14 protein-coding genes and 2 pseudogenes are annotated in these 17,231 nt (G+C 58.7%); 4 read left to right on the top strand and 12 right to left on the bottom strand.

Translation table 11 applies throughout. The features are described 5' to 3' along the window. The first annotated feature begins 94 nt into the window (after positions 1–94). Positions 95–337: a hypothetical protein gene (locus tag ASD52_RS10780; RefSeq protein ID WP_057206350.1), complete on the top strand. Its 243-nt coding sequence runs from the start codon at positions 95–97 to the stop codon at positions 335–337. A gap of 363 nt (positions 338–700) precedes the next feature. Here ASD52_RS10780 and traA read toward each other — a convergent pair whose 3' ends face one another. Further along, entirely contained in the window at positions 701–5,311 is a 4,611-nt protein-coding gene (traA, locus tag ASD52_RS10775) for a Ti-type conjugative transfer relaxase TraA (RefSeq protein WP_057224256.1), read from the bottom strand. A gap of 190 nt (positions 5,312–5,501) precedes the next feature. On the opposite strand from traA, the gene ASD52_RS10770 reads away from it, so the two are divergent. Genes ASD52_RS10770 through traG form a run of 3 tightly spaced genes read left to right on the top strand, consistent with a single transcriptional unit; the run spans position 5,502 to position 7,925 of the window. Beyond that, positions 5,502–5,726 carry a TraC family protein gene (locus ASD52_RS10770; protein WP_057224255.1) on the top strand — a complete coding sequence of 75 codons (225 nt, stop codon included), beginning with the start codon at positions 5,502–5,504 and terminating at the stop codon, positions 5,724–5,726. A 49-nt stretch (positions 5,727–5,775) separates the two neighbouring features. After that, positions 5,776–5,988, top strand: a complete 213-nt coding sequence (locus tag ASD52_RS10765) for a conjugal transfer protein TraD (protein ID WP_057224253.1) — start codon at positions 5,776–5,778, stop codon at positions 5,986–5,988. A gap of 14 nt (positions 5,989–6,002) precedes the next feature. Next, positions 6,003–7,925: a Ti-type conjugative transfer system protein TraG gene (gene traG / locus ASD52_RS10760; RefSeq protein ID WP_057224251.1), complete on the top strand. Its 1,923-nt coding sequence runs from the start codon at positions 6,003–6,005 to the stop codon at positions 7,923–7,925. Between the two features lie 14 nt (positions 7,926–7,939). Here the strand turns inward: traG and ASD52_RS40730 are convergent, their stop codons facing one another. The 11 genes and pseudogenes from ASD52_RS40730 to ASD52_RS10710 form a co-directional block, all read right to left on the bottom strand. Next, the gene (locus tag ASD52_RS40730) at positions 7,940–8,299 is read right to left on the bottom strand and encodes a hypothetical protein (RefSeq protein WP_057224249.1); all 360 of its coding nucleotides are present in this window, start codon (positions 8,297–8,299) and stop codon (positions 7,940–7,942) included. Positions 8,300–8,495: 196 nt separating this feature from the next. Continuing rightward, positions 8,496–8,846 carry a DUF2958 domain-containing protein gene (locus ASD52_RS10750; protein ID WP_156612959.1) on the bottom strand — a complete coding sequence of 117 codons (351 nt, stop codon included), beginning with the start codon at positions 8,844–8,846 and terminating at the stop codon, positions 8,496–8,498. Positions 8,847–8,911: 65 nt separating this feature from the next. Further along, positions 8,912–9,235, bottom strand: a complete 324-nt coding sequence (locus ASD52_RS10745; RefSeq protein WP_057215297.1) for a DUF736 family protein — start codon at positions 9,233–9,235, stop codon at positions 8,912–8,914. Positions 9,236–9,756: 521 nt separating this feature from the next. Further along, positions 9,757–9,966 carry a dodecin gene (locus ASD52_RS10740; protein ID WP_057206335.1) on the bottom strand — a complete coding sequence of 70 codons (210 nt, stop codon included), beginning with the start codon at positions 9,964–9,966 and terminating at the stop codon, positions 9,757–9,759. Positions 9,967–10,276: 310 nt separating this feature from the next. Further along, positions 10,277–11,272, bottom strand: a complete 996-nt coding sequence (virB11, locus tag ASD52_RS10735; protein WP_057224245.1) for a P-type DNA transfer ATPase VirB11 — start codon at positions 11,270–11,272, stop codon at positions 10,277–10,279. Positions 11,273–11,282: 10 nt separating this feature from the next. Further along, positions 11,283–12,344: pseudogene (gene virB10, locus ASD52_RS10730) on the bottom strand (type IV secretion system protein VirB10); the annotation flags it as partial. A 1-nt stretch (position 12,345) separates the two neighbouring features. Continuing rightward, positions 12,346–12,768: pseudogene (locus tag ASD52_RS10725) on the bottom strand (VirB8/TrbF family protein); the annotation flags it as partial. After that, a complete protein-coding gene (locus tag ASD52_RS37160) occupies positions 12,765–12,962 on the bottom strand; it encodes a hypothetical protein (protein WP_347369219.1) in 198 nt (65 codons plus the stop codon). The gene ASD52_RS37160 and the pseudogene ASD52_RS10725, both read right to left, overlap by 4 nt. A 135-nt stretch (positions 12,963–13,097) precedes the next feature. Continuing rightward, complete coding sequence (locus tag ASD52_RS10720; RefSeq protein ID WP_057224241.1) at positions 13,098–14,030, bottom strand: type IV secretion system protein; 933 nt, start codon at positions 14,028–14,030, stop codon at positions 13,098–13,100. 142 nt (positions 14,031–14,172) lie between these two features. After that, positions 14,173–14,865, bottom strand: a complete 693-nt coding sequence (gene virB5, locus ASD52_RS10715; protein ID WP_082523513.1) for a P-type DNA transfer protein VirB5 — start codon at positions 14,863–14,865, stop codon at positions 14,173–14,175. Further along, positions 14,865–17,231: a VirB4 family type IV secretion system protein gene (locus tag ASD52_RS10710; protein WP_057224238.1), complete on the bottom strand. Its 2,367-nt coding sequence runs from the start codon at positions 17,229–17,231 to the stop codon at positions 14,865–14,867. The genes virB5 and ASD52_RS10710 overlap by 1 nt, the downstream gene beginning before the upstream one ends.

The following is a 17,231-nucleotide window of genomic DNA, read 5'->3' as shown; positions in this document are numbered from 1 at the left end:
ATCACATCATCGTGCCGCGACAAGTCATCACCTTGACTTATTTCTGCGTGTATAGCCTCATCGAACCGACGCACTCGCAAACTTGAGCACTGAAATGACCCCCGCGCGATTTACCCAATGCCTACTTGCCCTTCGCTGGACGCCGATCAATCTCGCGAGCGCGCTCCATTGCAATCTGGCGTGGATCGAGGCGATGGAGACGGGCGATGAGAAGGTGCCCACTGAACTGGCAACTTGGCTCGAAACGCTGGCAACGACCCACGAGACACTGGGCATCCCCGTCGCCTATCGCGGCAAGGGGCTGGAGCCGGCGAGCAGCCGCGCGGCGCGGCGCTAGCGATCATCAGCACCGAGTTGGCTGCAGCGCAGAATTTTTCCGCGAGGGGATTGTGCGCGTTCGGCTTTAAAGAGCTTCGCGGCAACACGCCCGACCTTGTTCAGAGCTCGGATGGCTGGAACGTTGTGCATCGTCGTCGGGCACGGTGCCAGCTTGGGAAGAGAGCTTCTGTCAATGCCGCAAGATCCTGCGTGATTTGATACACTAGAAGTGGCCCCGGCGTTGATACGCCGGATCATAGTCATGTGCCGTTCTCCGGCTCCCGTCGGCCCGATCTGGCAAGGGCGCACGCCTGCGGGCAACCTACGAAGACCGTCGCTTAATCGGAAGATGCGCTTCTATCCTATAGATCCGAATTCGGCATCAATCTACTAGCGGGGGGCGTCGTGCCTGATTGATCGCGCGGCGCTGGCTCCCGACCCTTGCCTCCTCAGCTTCGTATGCGCCGGTGGCGCGCAGAAGCCCGCGCATACGATGGCGCATCGCCTCAAATGCCGCCCATTGCGACTTCGGCACCATTTTAATCGCATGTCTGTCGCCGCGGGCGAGTGCTCCCGGTCCGAAACGTGCATCGAGCGCCTCGCAGACAGTCGTGAACTCCGCACGGATCTCCGGATTAAGCGCCCGAACCTTCCCCGCGAGATGCTTCGCATTCTTCGCCGTCTGGTCCGTCAAACGACGGAGCGCACTCTCAGCTTCTTTGGTCAACCCTGGTATAGCGACACTCATGCGGTTTCGTTCAGTCCTGACCGCCAAAAACTCCGCCTCGTAGGCGGCGGCGTAGGAGCGCCCCATGTCGCGAATGGAGGCGGCAGCGATATTGACATACTGCATCGCTTCCCGACGCTCTCGTCCTGCTGCCAGGAGCCTGTCCAACACCCTGTCCGAGCCACGCAAGGCGCCATAGGCGGCGGGATCAGCGACAATGGCATGCACAATGCGTTCGGGGTCGATCTTCATTGTTACAAGGCTTTCGATCGTCGCAACCGCGGTGGCCGGATCGCGCCAGATCCGAACTGCATCTCGCCCGAGTGCCGCTCTCTCCTGCCTGTAATGCTGGGCCTCCACCGCCCTGAGCCGCGCCTCATCCTCCACACGGATCTTGAATTCGGTTACAGCTGGCAACATTGGTAAGCACGCGACCGCATACTGCGGAGCAAATGCTGCCGGCGCGATGAGTTGAGCGGGCTCATGTTTTTCTATCATGCGCTGCTCCGCCGCAAAACGTCTAACGACCGAAAACAGCACAGTCAGTTCGGCCTGCCTTTCCTCCACCATGCTTTCCGGAAAACGCATCGCCGTATCGCGCTTAGCGAAGCCATTTGCCTTGTCAGAAAACGCAAGCCATCCAAACCGACGGGTCAGGGCATCGTCGATGGCCTTGACCTCCTGGACTACCGAGCGATCCTCCGTGGCGATCCGGAAAGCGGATCGATAAGCCTCATCTCCCCCTTTCTCCCAAGCCGCTTCGATCTCCAAAAGCCGCGCTCTTGCATTTTTGGAAAGTGCCGGAACAACGAAGCTCATATGCAATCTGCGCATTCGCTCACGGTCTTGGAAGCGCCCTTCTTGTCGACGAAACTCCGTCGCCAGAGCTCGCGCCAAAAGCGCGAGCTCTGGCACAGCTGCCAAGGCAGCCGCCCTCTCCTTCCTGGCCGCTTGAGCATCGACAAGGTTGGCGCCGCCACGCAGGTTCCCGAGTGCTTGAGGCGACCGAATAAGCCGGTCTGCGATTAGTTGGGGATCCTTGGCGGTATTAGAGGAATGCTCGTTCAATCGCGCAAGCACGGCCGCCGGATCTCGGTAAATCCGCCTGAGCAAAGGCATGACGATCGCTTCCCGCTCCGCCCAGTCAGCTGATGAGAGATGGGCAAGACGTGCATCCTCCTCGAGTGTCCGCGAGAACGAAATCGTTGCCGGGAGTAATTCCGGATCGCCATCCGCACTGATCTTAGGAGCCTGCCGCTTGGCTGTACTGCTGTTTGCCTCAATGCGTTCGGAATGCTCAACCACAACATCAAGCGCCGCGTTGGCACGTTGCCATAGCCGGGCCACCCGACCACGCTGTTCGGAAACCCAGCTCAGCGTACGATCCGCCTTCTCAACAAGACTCCAACCAGATACTACCTCAATTCCGCGACGCCGCGCGAAGTCGTCTGCCAGAGATCGGTATGCATCCTCCGTCACGTAATCGAGCGTCGTCGTTTTTCCGCCCGAACGCGAGAGCCGTTTAACAAGCTGCGGAAACAGGTCCGGCAAGCGGTTTTCCTTGGCAATCCGGTGTTGTCGGTCCGCTGCCTTTTCGATCAAACCCGCTCTCCAGATGTTGCGCTCGACAACACGCTCTTCGAAGCGTCTTTTGCCAGTGTCTTCATCGTTTACTGGAACCTTGACCGTGACCTTCTCTGTCCCATCCTTTCGAAGCATTACGGTGTCACCGACCTGCACCCCGCCATCCTCTAGCGCCTTCGGCAGACTGACGCCCCACAGACGATGCGTCATTCCATCTTCAATGCGAAGATCGGCATAGGGACTTGGATCTACATCATCGTGCGGTCGAAACTTCGCAAAGCCTGTTTCGACAAGCTCGCCGCCAACCCCATCGGTGTAGTCTGCACGCGGCGCTCTGTCGCGTTCACGTCTCCGCTGGAAATCCTCCGCAGCGACATAAAGATCAGCGCGATCGCGGTGTCGGGTCATCGCGACATACGTCAGATGCTGGTCCATCATGCCGGTCGCCAGTACAAAGGCGCGATTAAAGGTCGAACCCTGACTTTTGTGGATGGTCGCGGCGTAGCCATGATCGACATTGCGATAGGTATCCTCGGCAAAAACGATATCGCGTCCATTGTCGAGCCGGACAGTGAGCAGCGCCGTCCCGCTTCCGGCTGCCGTCGAGCAAACCGTCCCGAGCATGCCGTTCTTCACGTGCTGAACAGTAAGGTTCTTGGCATGCGGCGCGACGAACCGGGCGTTTTCGAGAAAGATGATCCGGTCACCAACCGCGAACTCCCGCATACCGCGCTCGGTTAAGAACGGCCTGCCATCCGACAACAATCCATCCGTCGAAAGCACATCGCGAATAGACCGGTTCAACACCTTCACGTCGTCATTGGTATGCGCAAGTACAGTCAGTTCGTCGCCACGAAGTTTGCGACCTTCCGCCTTGGCTTTCGCTACCAATTCGCGATGTGCAGCTGTCCAGTCTGCGACGATGCGCTCGATGGCAGCCTGACGGGTCTCGGCGCTAACGATATGCCCGCGTTCGCCATAAGCGGCGAGCGCCGCTTTCACATCGCCGCGGGCAAATTGCTTGGAGGCAGTACGCGCCCATTCCTCTTTCTGCCGCCGGACACCGGCAAGCTCCGCAGAGTTGATGCGCTCGACAATCGCTCGGAAAGCCGCACCGGCCTGAATCGGCTGAAGCTGCATCGGATCACCAATGAGCACAGCCTTTGCGCCCGCGACCTCGATACGCTTCAACAAACGCCCCATTTGTTGTGACGACACCATTCCGGCCTCGTCTACGACCAGCACATCCCCCTTCCCGAGAAGATCGTTACCTCGCTCCCAGGCACGTTCCCAGGAGGCGATGGTGCGTGCGAGAATACCGGAACTTTCCTCCAATCCCTCAGCAGCCTTTCCGGCCAGTGCCGCACCGACGACACGCCGCCCCTCATTTTCCCAAACAGTACGGGCGGCACTCAACAATGTCGATTTACCGGCGCCGGCCACACCGACGACCGCGGCAATTGCGCCACCGGCGGTAACATGCCGGACGGCATCGATTTGCTCTGTTGCGAGCCGAACACCACCGGCAGACATTTCAGATTCAATTGATGTAACCGCAGCGTCGACGCGGGACTTAGAGACACCGAAGCCTTTCATCTTCGACAACTTAATTGCCAAGCGTGCCATTTCATATTCGGTTCGGACCAGAGCGCGCGTCGTGAACACCGCCGGACACTCGACTTTGCAGGTTTCACTGTTTAGCCGTTGCGGCTGCAGCATCACCAGATCGTCCGATGCCATCAGTCTGGCGCGTATATTGGCAAAGACGATCGGATCGTCGATATAACGATGCAGCGCGCGGGCGATATCCCTCTCGTTAAAGGTCGATCGCTCGATGGCGAGTTGCTTGAGCAACAAGGTCGGATCATCCGTGAGCCGGTCGGCAATCTCATAGCGCTTGGCCAATGCAGTCGGTGAAGAATAGGATTCGATGCCTTTACGAACAAGCGCAGCACGATCCGGACCGAAATGCCGTTGCTCCAGTCCGCGAAGTCCTTGTTCATCGTAGGAACGACCATCAAGGCGGAAGTCATGACCGGCAAGCGCCAGATGGCGGCTTGCCGTTTCCGCCCAGGCAACCTTCCACTCCTTCATCGCTTCCTTGTCGCCTGCCCACAGCCGATAAACGATTTTCCCCTCAGGTCGGTCGGGCGTTTTGACGCGTACCGGTTGGCCGTCTTCACCGACGATCGCGACTTTCTTCGGCCCGAACCCCTCCTCGGCCAAAGGGCGCAGCGTTGCCATAATATGAGCATGCGGATTGCCGTCCTTGTCGTGATAAACCCAATCGGCGACCATTCCCCGCGACGTGAGGTTTTCCCGCACGAAGTCGCGCACAAGTTCGATGTTCTCCTTGCGGTTTAATTCCACCGGAAGCGCGAGAATGATCTCGCGGGCAAGCTGCGCATCGCAGCGCGTCTCGAAACGATCGACCGCGTTCCAAAGCACTTTACTGGCATCAGCGACCGTCCGCCCATCTATGGCCGCCTTCAGCCATGCGGGTGTTTCGGAGGGCAAAGCAAGTTCTTCATGCGCCAGTTCCGCAGCATCGCCATAGTGGCGGAATTCCTTGCCGATCTGTTCGTCCATCATCTTGGTGCGATGACGATAGGCAGCTGCAGAGATGATACTGCGACCGGCACTCCGGCTAATCACCTGAGCCCTCACAAACATGATAGCCAATTCAGGTCAAGCTCCCCTCCCAAGCGCGTCGCAACTGCGACGTATATTGCGCCATCCGCCTACTTAGTAGCACTTAATGATTCATCTTTGGTTCGGAGTTTCCTTTTCCAATACCTCATTTCCGACGATTTGACTATCATATTTAAGGTAGTATAATCGAATCTCGCTGGAGACAGAGGAAGGACGAAAAGTGCGCTCAAAAACAACCATTTCGGAAATCGATGCTCAAATCGAAGCACTGCGGGCGAAACGCAAGAACCTGCTGTTTAAAGCCAACGAGCGTTTCGCCCGGATGGCGCAGAAAGCCGGTCTCGCCGAACTCGATATTCCCAACAGCGAGCTCGACGCCATTTTCGCAGAGATCGTCACACGATTTCGCGAAAGGGTCCGGGGCGCCGCTGGTCCATCCGCTTAGGCGGCTTGACCAGCGAATTGTATTTCTCGAACGGAAGCGGCAACACAGAATGACGCAAGAGCGCAAGCGCGATACCCACGAGAAAGTCATCCTCGGCGGATTGGTCATCAAGGCAGGCTTAAGGAACGCCGATCGGGCGTTTCTGCTCGGAGCGCTGATCGAGGCGAGCCGGGTTCCAGTCGGGGCGGCGGAGCATGATCGGCTATGCGCCCTCGGTGCGAAGGCCTTTCGCGCGGAGGCCCGCGCACTGATCAAACTATAAACAGAGAGTGCGGGATGGCGGCGAAACGACGACTCAGCCCGATGGTCCTGCTGGCACTCGTGCCAATAGCAGTGAGCCTCGCGACTTTGCTTATCACAGCTTACAAGTGGCCGACGATGGCGACTATGGTTGCGCCCGAATATGCCTATTGGTTCATGCGTGCGTCCCCGATTCCCAATCTTTTCTTTGGACCGATTTCGGGGCTCATTACTGTGGCAATCTTGCCTCTGCACCGGCGCAGACCGATCGCGCTTGTCAGTGTCATCACGTTTCTCTGCATTGGCGGATTTTACGCTGTGCGGGAACACGCCCGACTGTCCCCCTTCGTTCAGACTGGAGTGGTCAGCTGGGCAGCGGCGTTTTCCTATCTCGATCTCTACGCAGCCGCAGGCGCAATCGGCGGCTTTGCCATCGTGGCGATCTCCGCCCGTATGTCCATAATCATCGGTGGACCGGTAAAACGAGCCCGGCGAGGCACCTTCGGCGACGCCGATTGGTTGTCTATGTCTGCCGCCGCCACTCAGTTTCCGGCGGATGGCGAAATCGTCATTGGCGAGCGCTACCGGGTCGATCTCGAGACGATCCACCGTGTCCCCTTTCGGCCTGACGACCGGTCAACCTGGGGGAAAGGCGGCAAGGCACCGCTGCTCACCTATAGGCAAGATTTCGATTCCACTCATATGCTGTTTTTCGCTGGTTCAGGCGGATACAAGACCACGAGCAATGTTATTCCGACAGCGTTGCGCTATACCGGACCACTGATCTGCCTCGATCCCTCGACCGAAGTAGCGCCGATGGTTGTTGCCCATCGGCGAACGAAGCTCAAACGAAACTGCATCGTACTTGGCCCATCTAATCCCGCTTGGGGCTTCAACGTCCTCGACTGGATTGAAACCTCGAAATCCAAGGAAGAGGACATCGTCGCGGTTGCTCACATGCTTCTGTCGGAAAGCTCTCGGATCGAAACATCGACGGGGTCATATTTCCAGAACCAGGCGCACAATCTTCTGACAGGTTTGCTGGCGCACATCATGCTCTCTGCGGACTATGCCGGCCGTCGCGATCTTCGCAGTCTGCGCCAGATTGTTTCCGAGCCCGAACCGTCAGTCCTGGCGATGTTGCGCGACATTCAGGAAACATCGCAATCGGCCTTTGTCCGCGAGACGCTGGGCGTCTTCACCAATATGACGGAACAGACTTTCAGTGGCGTCTATTCTACCGCGTCGAAGGATACACAATGGCTATCGCTCGACGACTATGCCGCGCTCGTCTGCGGGACGGCATTCAAATCGGGTGATATCGTCAAGGGCGCGATTGACGTTTTCCTGAACATTCCCGCCTCGATCCTGCGCAGCTATCCGGGCATTGCCCGCGTCATCGTCGGTTCACTGATCAATGCCATGATCCAGGCCGACGGGGCCTTCGACCGCCGCGCACTCTTCATGCTCGATGAGATCGATCTGCTCGGCTTCATGCGCGTGCTCGAGGATGCCCGCGACTACGGCCGGAAATACGGCATCACGCTGATGTTGATGTATCAATCGGTCGGCCAGCTCGAAAAGCACTTCGGCCGTGATGGCGCGACCTCATGGATCGATGGATGCGCCTTTGCATCCTATGCGGCAATCAAGGCGCTCGACACGGCCCGGAACGTTTCCGCTCAATGTGGCGAAATGACCGTTGAGGTCGAGAGCCGGTCCCGCAATATCGGCGGGAGCAGCTCTGACAAAGCTTCAAGGCGGTCAGAGAGTGTCAGCCTTCAGCGCAGACCGCTGATTATGCCGCACGAAATCATCCAGTCGATGCGCAAGGACGAGCAGATCATCATTGTCCAGGGTCACAGTCCGTTGCGATGCGGACGTGCGATTTATTTCCGGAGAAAGGACATGAATGCGGCGGTCGAACCCAACCGGTTCGTCAAGACAGCGGCGACCTAAGCGATCACATCCTGTCACCGCTCGGCAATACGTCCAGCAGATTGCTGTAGAAGCAAGATGGCGCACTGCCATTGTTTTGGAGGTGGGTCATCGGTGTTGCGACGGACGAGTTCCTGCCGTGCCGCTTCCAGTTCGGCTTCGATCTGGTGGCGCTCCTCGGCGTCCGGGCAATATTGCAATTCGGCGCGCAGTTCCTCGATGTGCTGTTCGATGGTCATCGTCATCTCCTTGAATTTGTGAAAGATGACGCCGTCGGTCATGAGGGGTCGGAAGGGGTCAAGGCTCGCGTCACGCGACCGGCGGCGCCGGCGCGCGGAGGAGCCGATTTTGCCGCTTGCGGCAAAATTGGAGGGGGCCGCGCGGCCTTGAAGCATTCAGACCCCTCATGGCATCCTGACGTTTCTGAGCAGACAGGGTGGGTTGGGTATGCCACCCAGAATATACGGGCAGCTGGCTGCCTCGCTTCTAACAAGATCCGGTTAGAGCGCCACGAGCAGTATTTCGCCAATGATGACAAACAAATCGAGACCGTAGCCTGCCGACTACGGTCCCTCCTGGCTATATACTCAGCTAGGCGACGATCCGGCTGGCTACAGTAGCGACTTTGGCATAGGCCGAAATTGGCCGGTCCGCTTTAAAGGTGAGGTCCCTTTCGACGCGCAGGCCAAGGCGGCCGCGAACGGATTGGATCTCCGAGAGAAGAACGGAACCGAGTTCGGGAAACCCGACGCCGAGGTCGCAGAGCCCGAAGAGCAGATCGGGGTCCTCCGGTTCGGCAGCAGCGATCAACCATGTGGCGGCCGCGTCGGGCGTAAACAGTTTGACGAGCGGAAGCGGATCGAAGTCTGGATCGCGTTGGAAGCGTCGACCGTTGGTGATGAGGGCCGCGCGGATTTCCTCGGTGATGAGGCGCATTGGTATTCTCCAAGATGAAGGGGTTGGACGGAGCGGCCCCGCGATCACCGCGGGGCCGGAGTATGCGACGCTCAGGCTGGATCATTCCACAGGATGACCTTGCGGTTCGCCTCGCCGCCCGGTGCCGGTGCGACATTGCCGAAAATCACGCCGATCTCGGGCGCTTCGAGCTTGACCGAGAGGTATTCCTCGCCGGTGCGCTGCGAGTTCCGGTACCAGCCGGCGCCGATCTCGAAGCCGGTGCGGCGGTGGATGATGCGATAGTCAGGGGCGCCTTCGCTTGTCTTCTGCCCATTCGGGATGAGGGCGATCGGGGCGTTGACCTTAATGGTGGCGAAGAGACCTTCGAGGGTGCCGTCGGTCTTTTCAGTAAGGGTTGCGATCGTGGTGGCCATGGTGCTGTCTCCTTCGGTTGCTCGGGAACCATTCCCGATGGCGCCCGAAGAAGGGGCCGAGCCGCAAGTGTCACCGCAGCGAAGCGGAGGGAAACCCCTTGCGGGTTGACGCTGGACGCGGCCGGTCCCTTAGAAAGGCGACATCGAGAACGGGAATGGTTTCCGACGCGAGCGATCGAGGAGACGCGTGGTTCGTGCGCGCCATCGCACACGGGAGTTCAAAAACCGGCAGCGCGGGTTTCATGGGGCTGGAACCTCATGAGCAACGCTATCGCCCGCAAATAGTGCAGGGTTGGGAGGCCGCTGCGCGTTCGTCATTAACCGAGACAGCCGACGGACTGGCTCGCAGGATCCGCGAAGGTCCGCGAGCTGCCGAAGATCATGCGGATCTCGGATGCTGTCCGGTTTGACCGAGAGGTATAGTTCGCCGGTATGCCGTAACGGTAGCCGCGGCCTCCACGAATACCCGATCGACAAGCGGAGACAGCTTGTACGTCGGCACAGATAAATGGCCTAGCGTGTCAATCGTCGATCCGAAATCCGACCTTCACAACCACCTGATAGCACGCCACCGCCCCATCCTTGATCTGTCCCCGGATTTGATCCACCTCGAACCATTCGAGATTTCTCATTGTTTTAGAGGCCCGCATAATCGCCGTCTCGATTGCCTCGGTCACCGAGACTTTCGAACTACCGATAAGTTCCACCTTCTTGTAGACATGGTCGCTCACGTTATCCTCCCGTATAGGTTCAGGCTACGCTTGGCTTCAAAAGGGCTCGAGGGCACCGCTCGACGGGGTTGCTGCTCAATAGAGCGGGCATCGTCACACCGACAACGCTGCGCCAAGGGACTGCTTGCATGCACAGCGAACCCAACGATCCGGCAATACCGGGTTGCTGTCAAACAATGTCAGAGGCAAAGGCCACCGCGAGCCGGAGATCAATCGGGCCGCGCAATCCTTAGAGGACTTGCGGCGCCCCTCGTCATGAGGGGCTTGGTGAGACGGATGATAGCACCCCGGGGCGCTGTGGCGGAGGACACTATGCCGAGCGACTTAGCCATATCTCTGTCACCCGGAACTTGCCCTCCACCCGTTTGCATTGAATGACCACATCGACCATCATCTTCAAGAGGTTGCGGATATCGTCGCGGGCGAGATCCTGCCCGCCGTCGGATTCCTTAACGAGGAGGGTCAGCTGCTCAAACGCGAGGGCCGCCGAGTCAGCGTGCACAGTGGTGATGGACCCTGGATGTCCGGAGTTGATATTTCGGATGTAGTAGAAAGCCGTGCCGTCGCGCAGTTCCTGCAGCAGGACACGGTCGGGACGCATCCGCAGGCTTGACTCCAGCAGTTCCTTGGGACCGATTTTCGCAAGGCCCTGTTCACCCTTCGAATAGAACAGTCGAACGTGGTTTGGTTGCGGAATGACCAGCTCGGCTGTATCCTCGATTGTGATAATGCGCTCGAACGTCGGAATGTGCTGGATCAGCGCCTTCGACAGCGTGGTTTTACCCGAGCCGGTCGCCCCGGAAATAATGATGTTCTTCCGGGCGACAACCGATTGCTCCAGGAACGCCGCATAGTTTCCGGCTTCGTAAAGCTTAGACAGCCTTCTGTCCGGACAGTCGGCTCGATCACCCGCCGCGGCGGTCACGGTAAATAGTCCTGCTGCGTCGAGGCCGCCTAACGACAAGGACACCGATGAGGGTTTGCGAATGGTGATGCTCACCGTGCCTTTTGTTGTCGCCGGCGGGATAACAATCTGAATGCGCTCGTCGTCCGGAAGAGTTGCTGAAAGGATCGGCCTCGCCTCGTCGATCGCCTGATGCGAATGACTGGCAACCGCGCGGGCAAGACGCATCAATCTGTCGAAGGTCAGTTCCGCAACGTCAAAGCGCGACCAGCCAGCGGACCCTTCGGCCAGGACTTCGCCCGGCCGGTTGATGACCACCTCATAGAGTGTGGGGTTTTGCAGCAACCCGGCGATCGGCTGGAGAAGCTGGCGCACGACAGGCGCGTCGCACGTTCCCGTCACGCGCTGATCCTCATTTCGTTACCACGCGCGCGCGTTTGCTGAAGTCGCCGAGAACAGAACGTTCGAGAACAGTGCTACGTGGTTCGGTCACCCGCAATTCGTAGATCCGGGAAAAATCGAGATCACGCGCCACGAAAATCGACACGAGCTCGCCCTGGCGCTTGTATAGCGTCGGGACAATATTGATCGATTGCTCGACGGCGATCGCTGCCGCTTGCCTGCCGGCGCTCGTCGTACCCTCCACGTCGACGTCCTGATCTTGTAATTGCCTTCCCCCAAAGCTCGCCACATCACCAACGATCGACAGGAGCAAAGCACTGCCAAAGCGCTCCCACCAATGACTGTCGACATGCCCGTCAAAACCGGTGCGACCGAGCGCATCGGTTGCGGGTGAAGCAAGCGCAATGATGACACCGGTTGGCGTTTTCGCGCGGTTCCAGAGGACGAAGAGCCGCTTCTGGCCGCGCCGCAGACCGCCGCGGTATTCGCCGACAATCTGCGTCCCCTTCTCCATCAGCACCACACGGCCGTTATCCGAAAACACGTCGCGATTGATGACACAGCTCGCGAAGCCAGGCTGGTCAGAAGACAGCGCCGTTTCGAGCACGCACGGCATCGAAGTCCCCATCGCGACGATATAGTTCCGGTTGCCGAGATGTCCGGCGCGCGAACCTTCGAGCCGTGTCGGCTTCAGCATGCGGTCGAAACGCTGATCTTCGTTTTCGCCTACCTCGCCGCCAAGCGCGCCATTAATGGGCAGATAGGTCGAAGCTTGATCCGGCGGTGTTTGCGTGTATTCGGAACGGCGATCGATCCCTTGGCCTGCGCTGAAGGCCATGACTGGGGCTCGCCGGGCAGATTCCAGAAGCTCGTCCTTTTCGGGTTCGGTGGGCGCTTCGGCGACAACCGGCGTTGGCAATTTGACTTCGGGCAATGGCACCACCGTCTTGGGCTCCTCTTTTGCCGGCTCGAAGTCCGTCGCTTGCCGGATGACCACCCGCTCCTCACGATTGGCATTCGGGTCAAGGGTCTGCGAACGCATCGACCACAGCCCGAAGCCGATGAAGGCGAGGTGGGGAGTGGGGATTGCTGCCGCGGTAAAGGGTGGCAAAGCGCATCTGCTCGGGTTGCGCCGACAGGAGTGAGACGGTCTCGAAATTCTCCTTGGCCTCCGACCAAACATAGCCTTCGCGCGCCCTGACATAGCGCGCAGCAAAATACTTCGTCACCGCTTCGTCGTAGCTTCCAGCCCCCGAGGTCAGGGCCGATACCACGTCGACAATACCGGTCGAATTGTCGACACGCACGACGAATGGCACGGCCGTCTTTAATGGCGCGAGCGCAGCGACGGCAAAGACGGCGGCGCAGGCAACGAAACTTGCAACAATCGCAATAGTCCAGGCAATTCGTGCCGAACGTTCGACGCTTATCAAGCGATCCTGATCGAAACGGCGCGCCCTGTCGAAATAGGCCTTCAAACCATCCGGGGTGATCATTGGCGCCCCAGCGCCTCGGCGCATTTGCGATAGGACGCGCGTTCGTCAAACTCCTCGAAGGCCGCGGGAACAGGCTGTTCACGCAGGTAACCGAGCGGTTTTGCGGAACGCTGTTTGCCGCCCTCCCATTGCCACATTGAACGGTTGAGCGGACGTTTGGCGTATCCGTCGCATTTCGGGAGATGAGACGTCATCGTGTTGCATCCGCTGACCAGGGCCAACAATAGGAGGCAGAAGACAGTTCGCGGCATATCGACCGGTGTCCTTTGTTCATCCGTAAAGGGGTCGCAGCGCCGTTTAAGGCACCTTGCTGGAAGAGCATCGGCAGGTCACGACGTGTCGTGTGCCGACAAGCGGCGAACGGCGGCGTGCATACCGCGTCGCGCGATGCGCTGGACAGCGACTGCTCCGGAGGTGAGCGTACTCTCATGCGCATCGCGTGCCGCAGAGTAGCCATAGGTCAGCGACGCACCACCGGCAGCAAGGGATGCTGCGATACCGGGGAGCTGATAAAAGACATAGAGGCTTGCGATCCCAATGGCTCCGATCGCTATCGGCCGCATCAAGACGTCGTCGTAGGCTTCGACGGTGGTGAACGACGTGTCGAGCGTCGTGATCAGCAGCGAGCCGACCGCAACGACCAGGATCTGTAAGATAACGAAATTAACCAGTTGGCCGATCCAGGCTTCGGTGAAGCGCCGCGTGCTCTGAAACATCGCCAGTGCAATGAAAATGGGACCGAGTGCCAGAATGATGGCGAGTGCGACGCGGGCATAGAGGGAGACGATATAACCGATTGCAGCGACGACGAATGTAATGACGACCATCAAGAGGCCACCGAACGCGGTCGCGATGTCGAGCGGCCAAGAGCTTCTGTTCCAGATTTGGTTGGCCGACGCCTGCCCCTTGTCGAGCAGTGCATCAAATGTCGACGCACTCGGTACGGTGCCGGTGTTGAGCGCCGTGGAGATTTCCTGCGGCAGACTGGTGAAGAATAGATCAGTTACAAACGCCCGATAGTCGGCAGCATCGCGCACGAGCATCACCAAAATGCCGAGCTTGATCGCGCGGTAGGCAAACTCCAGCACAGGCGTTTCGATGGACCCTCTGAGAACCAGATAGCCATAGAGGACGACATAGAGCACGAGGGCCGCCGTCAACGGCCCCGCCACCCACGTGCTGATGTTGGATGTTCCGGAAGAAATGAAACTCTCAAGTGGAGCCTTGAATTGATTGTCGAGGAAAGCAAAGACCTGGTACATCCGCCTTAGCCCCCAAACGCCTTGTTCGTTCGCTCGAGCCGAGCCTTGCCACGGACCGCCTCGGCCAAGCGGTTCAATTCGGTGAGAACCTCACCGTGCAAGCAGGCGGCGGGCAACAGCAGACGGGTCGGCATCGACGTTGTCATTTGAGTGCGGCTCCCATTGCGTCCATCCGTTTGCGCCAGTCTTCGGCCTGGCGTTGCAGATCAACCTGAACCTGCGCTTGCTGGATCATCTGCAGTGCCTGCATGCGCAGGGTGTCCGTCTCGAGAAAGGCGGTTTCGGCAAGCAGCCGGGCCTGAAGGTCTGCTATGTCCTTGGCGTCTCCGGCCGCGGCAATCCGTTTGCGCAACTCGTCGATGCCATCGATGCGCTTGGTTGCCGCGTCATAGATCTGCTGCCCGAGGCTCATCTGACCGGCGTTGCGGTTCTGCATACGAGCAAGTTCTGAGGCGTAGAAATCGTTGGCGCTGGTTTTATAGATGCTGTTGTCATCGAGGAACCTCGTGGCGGAATCGCCAAAGGCGCCGGCGCCTGAGCCCTTCAGCAGCCCTTGGACGGCTGAGAAATCGTCGGGTAGTGCGTTGCGGATCGCCGGATCGTTCAAGATGGTTGCGATATCAGCCATATCGGTCAGCTTGTTCAGGGAGCCGTAAAGCTGCTGCGCCTGATCAAGCTGCGCCTTCATCGTATCCAGTTGCTTGGTCAACTGGGCAATGCTCTCTATGTGTTTGGCGATTGCAGCGTTATCGACAACCGGGATCCCCTGCCCTGAGGTCCCTGTTGCATAAAGCACTGCGGCTGCAGCGATCATCGCTGTCATCTTCCTGATCATCAGCTTTTACTCCTCATTTGCTGGAACAGCGGCAACCAGGCGGACGGATCGTCTCCTACGTCCGCACGGATACGATCCCCCAGTTCGACATTGGCGGTGCGCCCGGACAACACGGCGAGTTCATCGTCGAAGCCTGCGAGATTGAGTTCGGCGACAACACTGTTGTGGCCCTGCTTGACGATAAACCGCCTCGCATCGTTGGAGAGTGCACACGATATCAGTTCGAACTCACGCTCCGTCAGCTTGAAACCATCGACATAATCGGCATGACTTCCACGCGCATTCGGCATGAATAGCTGTGTCGGGCATTGTTCGATGATCGTATGTGCAATCGGTGAACCGATAGCGTCGCGTGGGCTTTGCGTGGCAAACAGCATCAATCCGTTCTGCTTGCGGATTGTCTTCAGCTTGTTTTGGGCAAGATCGCGGAAGGCCTCGTCGGCAAGCGCCTTCCAGAATTCGTCGACGACGATGATGATCCGGCGACCGTCGATCAACTGCTCGACCCGATAAAACAGATAGGCCATCAGTGGCGTGCGGATTTCCTCATTGTCGAGAAAATGCGTCATGTCATAGCCGAGGAACTTCGCGCCGATGCCTATGTCGTCGGCCTCATTGTCGAACACCCAGCCAAGCGGCCCACCTTTTTCCCAGCGACGCAGGCGCGCCGCTATGCCCTCGGGATCGGTGTTGTCAAGGAAAGCACGCAGCGCCCCTATGGTGCGCTCATCGCGCGAAAGGTCAGCAATTCCCTCGATGGCGCCGGCAATATCGCGGACTTCGGTAACGGAAAGCTCACGCGCCTTCGAGCCGACAAGCTTCGCGATCCATTGGGACAGAAAGACCTTGTTCTGCGGCGTGAGCTCAAGACCCTTAAGTGGTGCGCATCCGGTTGGCGCACCATTTCGCAGCGGCAGATAAATCCCGCCTGCGGCGCGCACGAACAGATCGGCGCCGCGGTCCTTATCGAAGAAGACAATATGCGGATCATGCTTCTGCAACTGGGAGAGCATGAAATTGACGACGACGGTTTTGCCCGATCCTGTCGGGCCGCAGACGAAAGTATTGCCGAGATCACCATGGTGGAAGTTGAAATAGAACGGCGATCCGGACGCGGTTTTCAGGAGAGCGACGGCGGGGCCCCATTCGTTACCGTGCTCCTGACCGCGGGGATAGGAATGGAAGGGCGAAAGAGCGGCGAAATTTTTGGACGTGATTGCGCCAGAGCGGGCCCGATAGCGAAAATTGCCCGGAAGCTGCGCCCACCAAGCTGCTTCGAGCCCGAGATCCTCACGGGCAACGACTGCACCCCCATTGGTGAGGTGCGCGCGCGACTTTGCCAGATTGTCATTGAGCTCGGTCACCGATGGCGCAAAGACTGCGAGCGTCAGATGATGTTCGCCCAGGGCGAACCGGTTTGATTCCAGATCGTCGAGGGCGTCTGCAAGCTCGTGCAGTTGTGAACTTGCCCTGTCGCCAGCGCTGACCATCTGGTTCTGCTTGCGCCCCATTATCACCTTGGCGTCGGCCTTGCTGACAAAGGCGAATGACTGAGTGAGGATGAGCTCGAACGGTGCCGTGAGCAGGTCATCAAGCATGCCAGTGCGGGTGCGCGCCGGGTACTCCTTGAACCCGAACATGCCGGCGAAACGGCTCGCGGCTTCATGTCGTATCTCGGCGGTTTCCCGGCCAACGATGACCCGGTCGGAGTAAATCGCTGAAGAAATGCGCCCTTGTGTAAGCGGGATCGGTTCTCGCCTGCCGCCGACCAGTTGATGGAGCACCTCACTCGGCTCGGAAAAGACAATGCCGTCGCGCTCATAGATCGATAAAATGCGTGGCGCGAAGCGCGCCAAGCCGGCTGAGACGTCGGTCGTCACGTCGACCAGATGTTTGAGGGCCTGGCGATCAAGTTCGAAGCCAGTGGCCCGTGCGGTCTTTAGCCTGGTCAGCAACGTTGCAATCTTGCGGGCAGGATGGCGGGCCGGATGCCACACCAGCGTCAGATAGAGATCGTTGCGAAAGAGATCCTCGCCAACCATCCTGTCGCGGTATTTTTGATTGAGGCTGGCGGAGAAGGCATTGGCATAAATGCCGTGCGGATAGTCATTGTCGCGGCGACGGATGACATGTGCCCATAGCGCCAACCGCTCATCGGCGATGTTGCGATAAAGCGTGTTGAGATCGCGGTGAAACGCATTGATATCGAGGGGATCAGCTGTTTCAAAAGCGATGCCTTCAAGGGCGATGACCGACATCAAAGCGCGAGAGTCGAGGCCAATGACGGTCTCATCGATATGACGGACGTAGGGAATAAAGGTTTCCGGTTCCAGTTCGCGGGCTTTGAACTTAGCAAGACTAGTCAA

Origin of the sequence: Ensifer sp. Root142, assembly GCF_001426785.1 — a bacterium.
GTDB lineage: Bacteria > Pseudomonadota > Alphaproteobacteria > Rhizobiales > Rhizobiaceae > Ensifer > Ensifer canadensis.
Note: the sequence above shows the minus strand (reverse complement) of the source record. Positions and strands in the feature narration are given on the sequence as shown.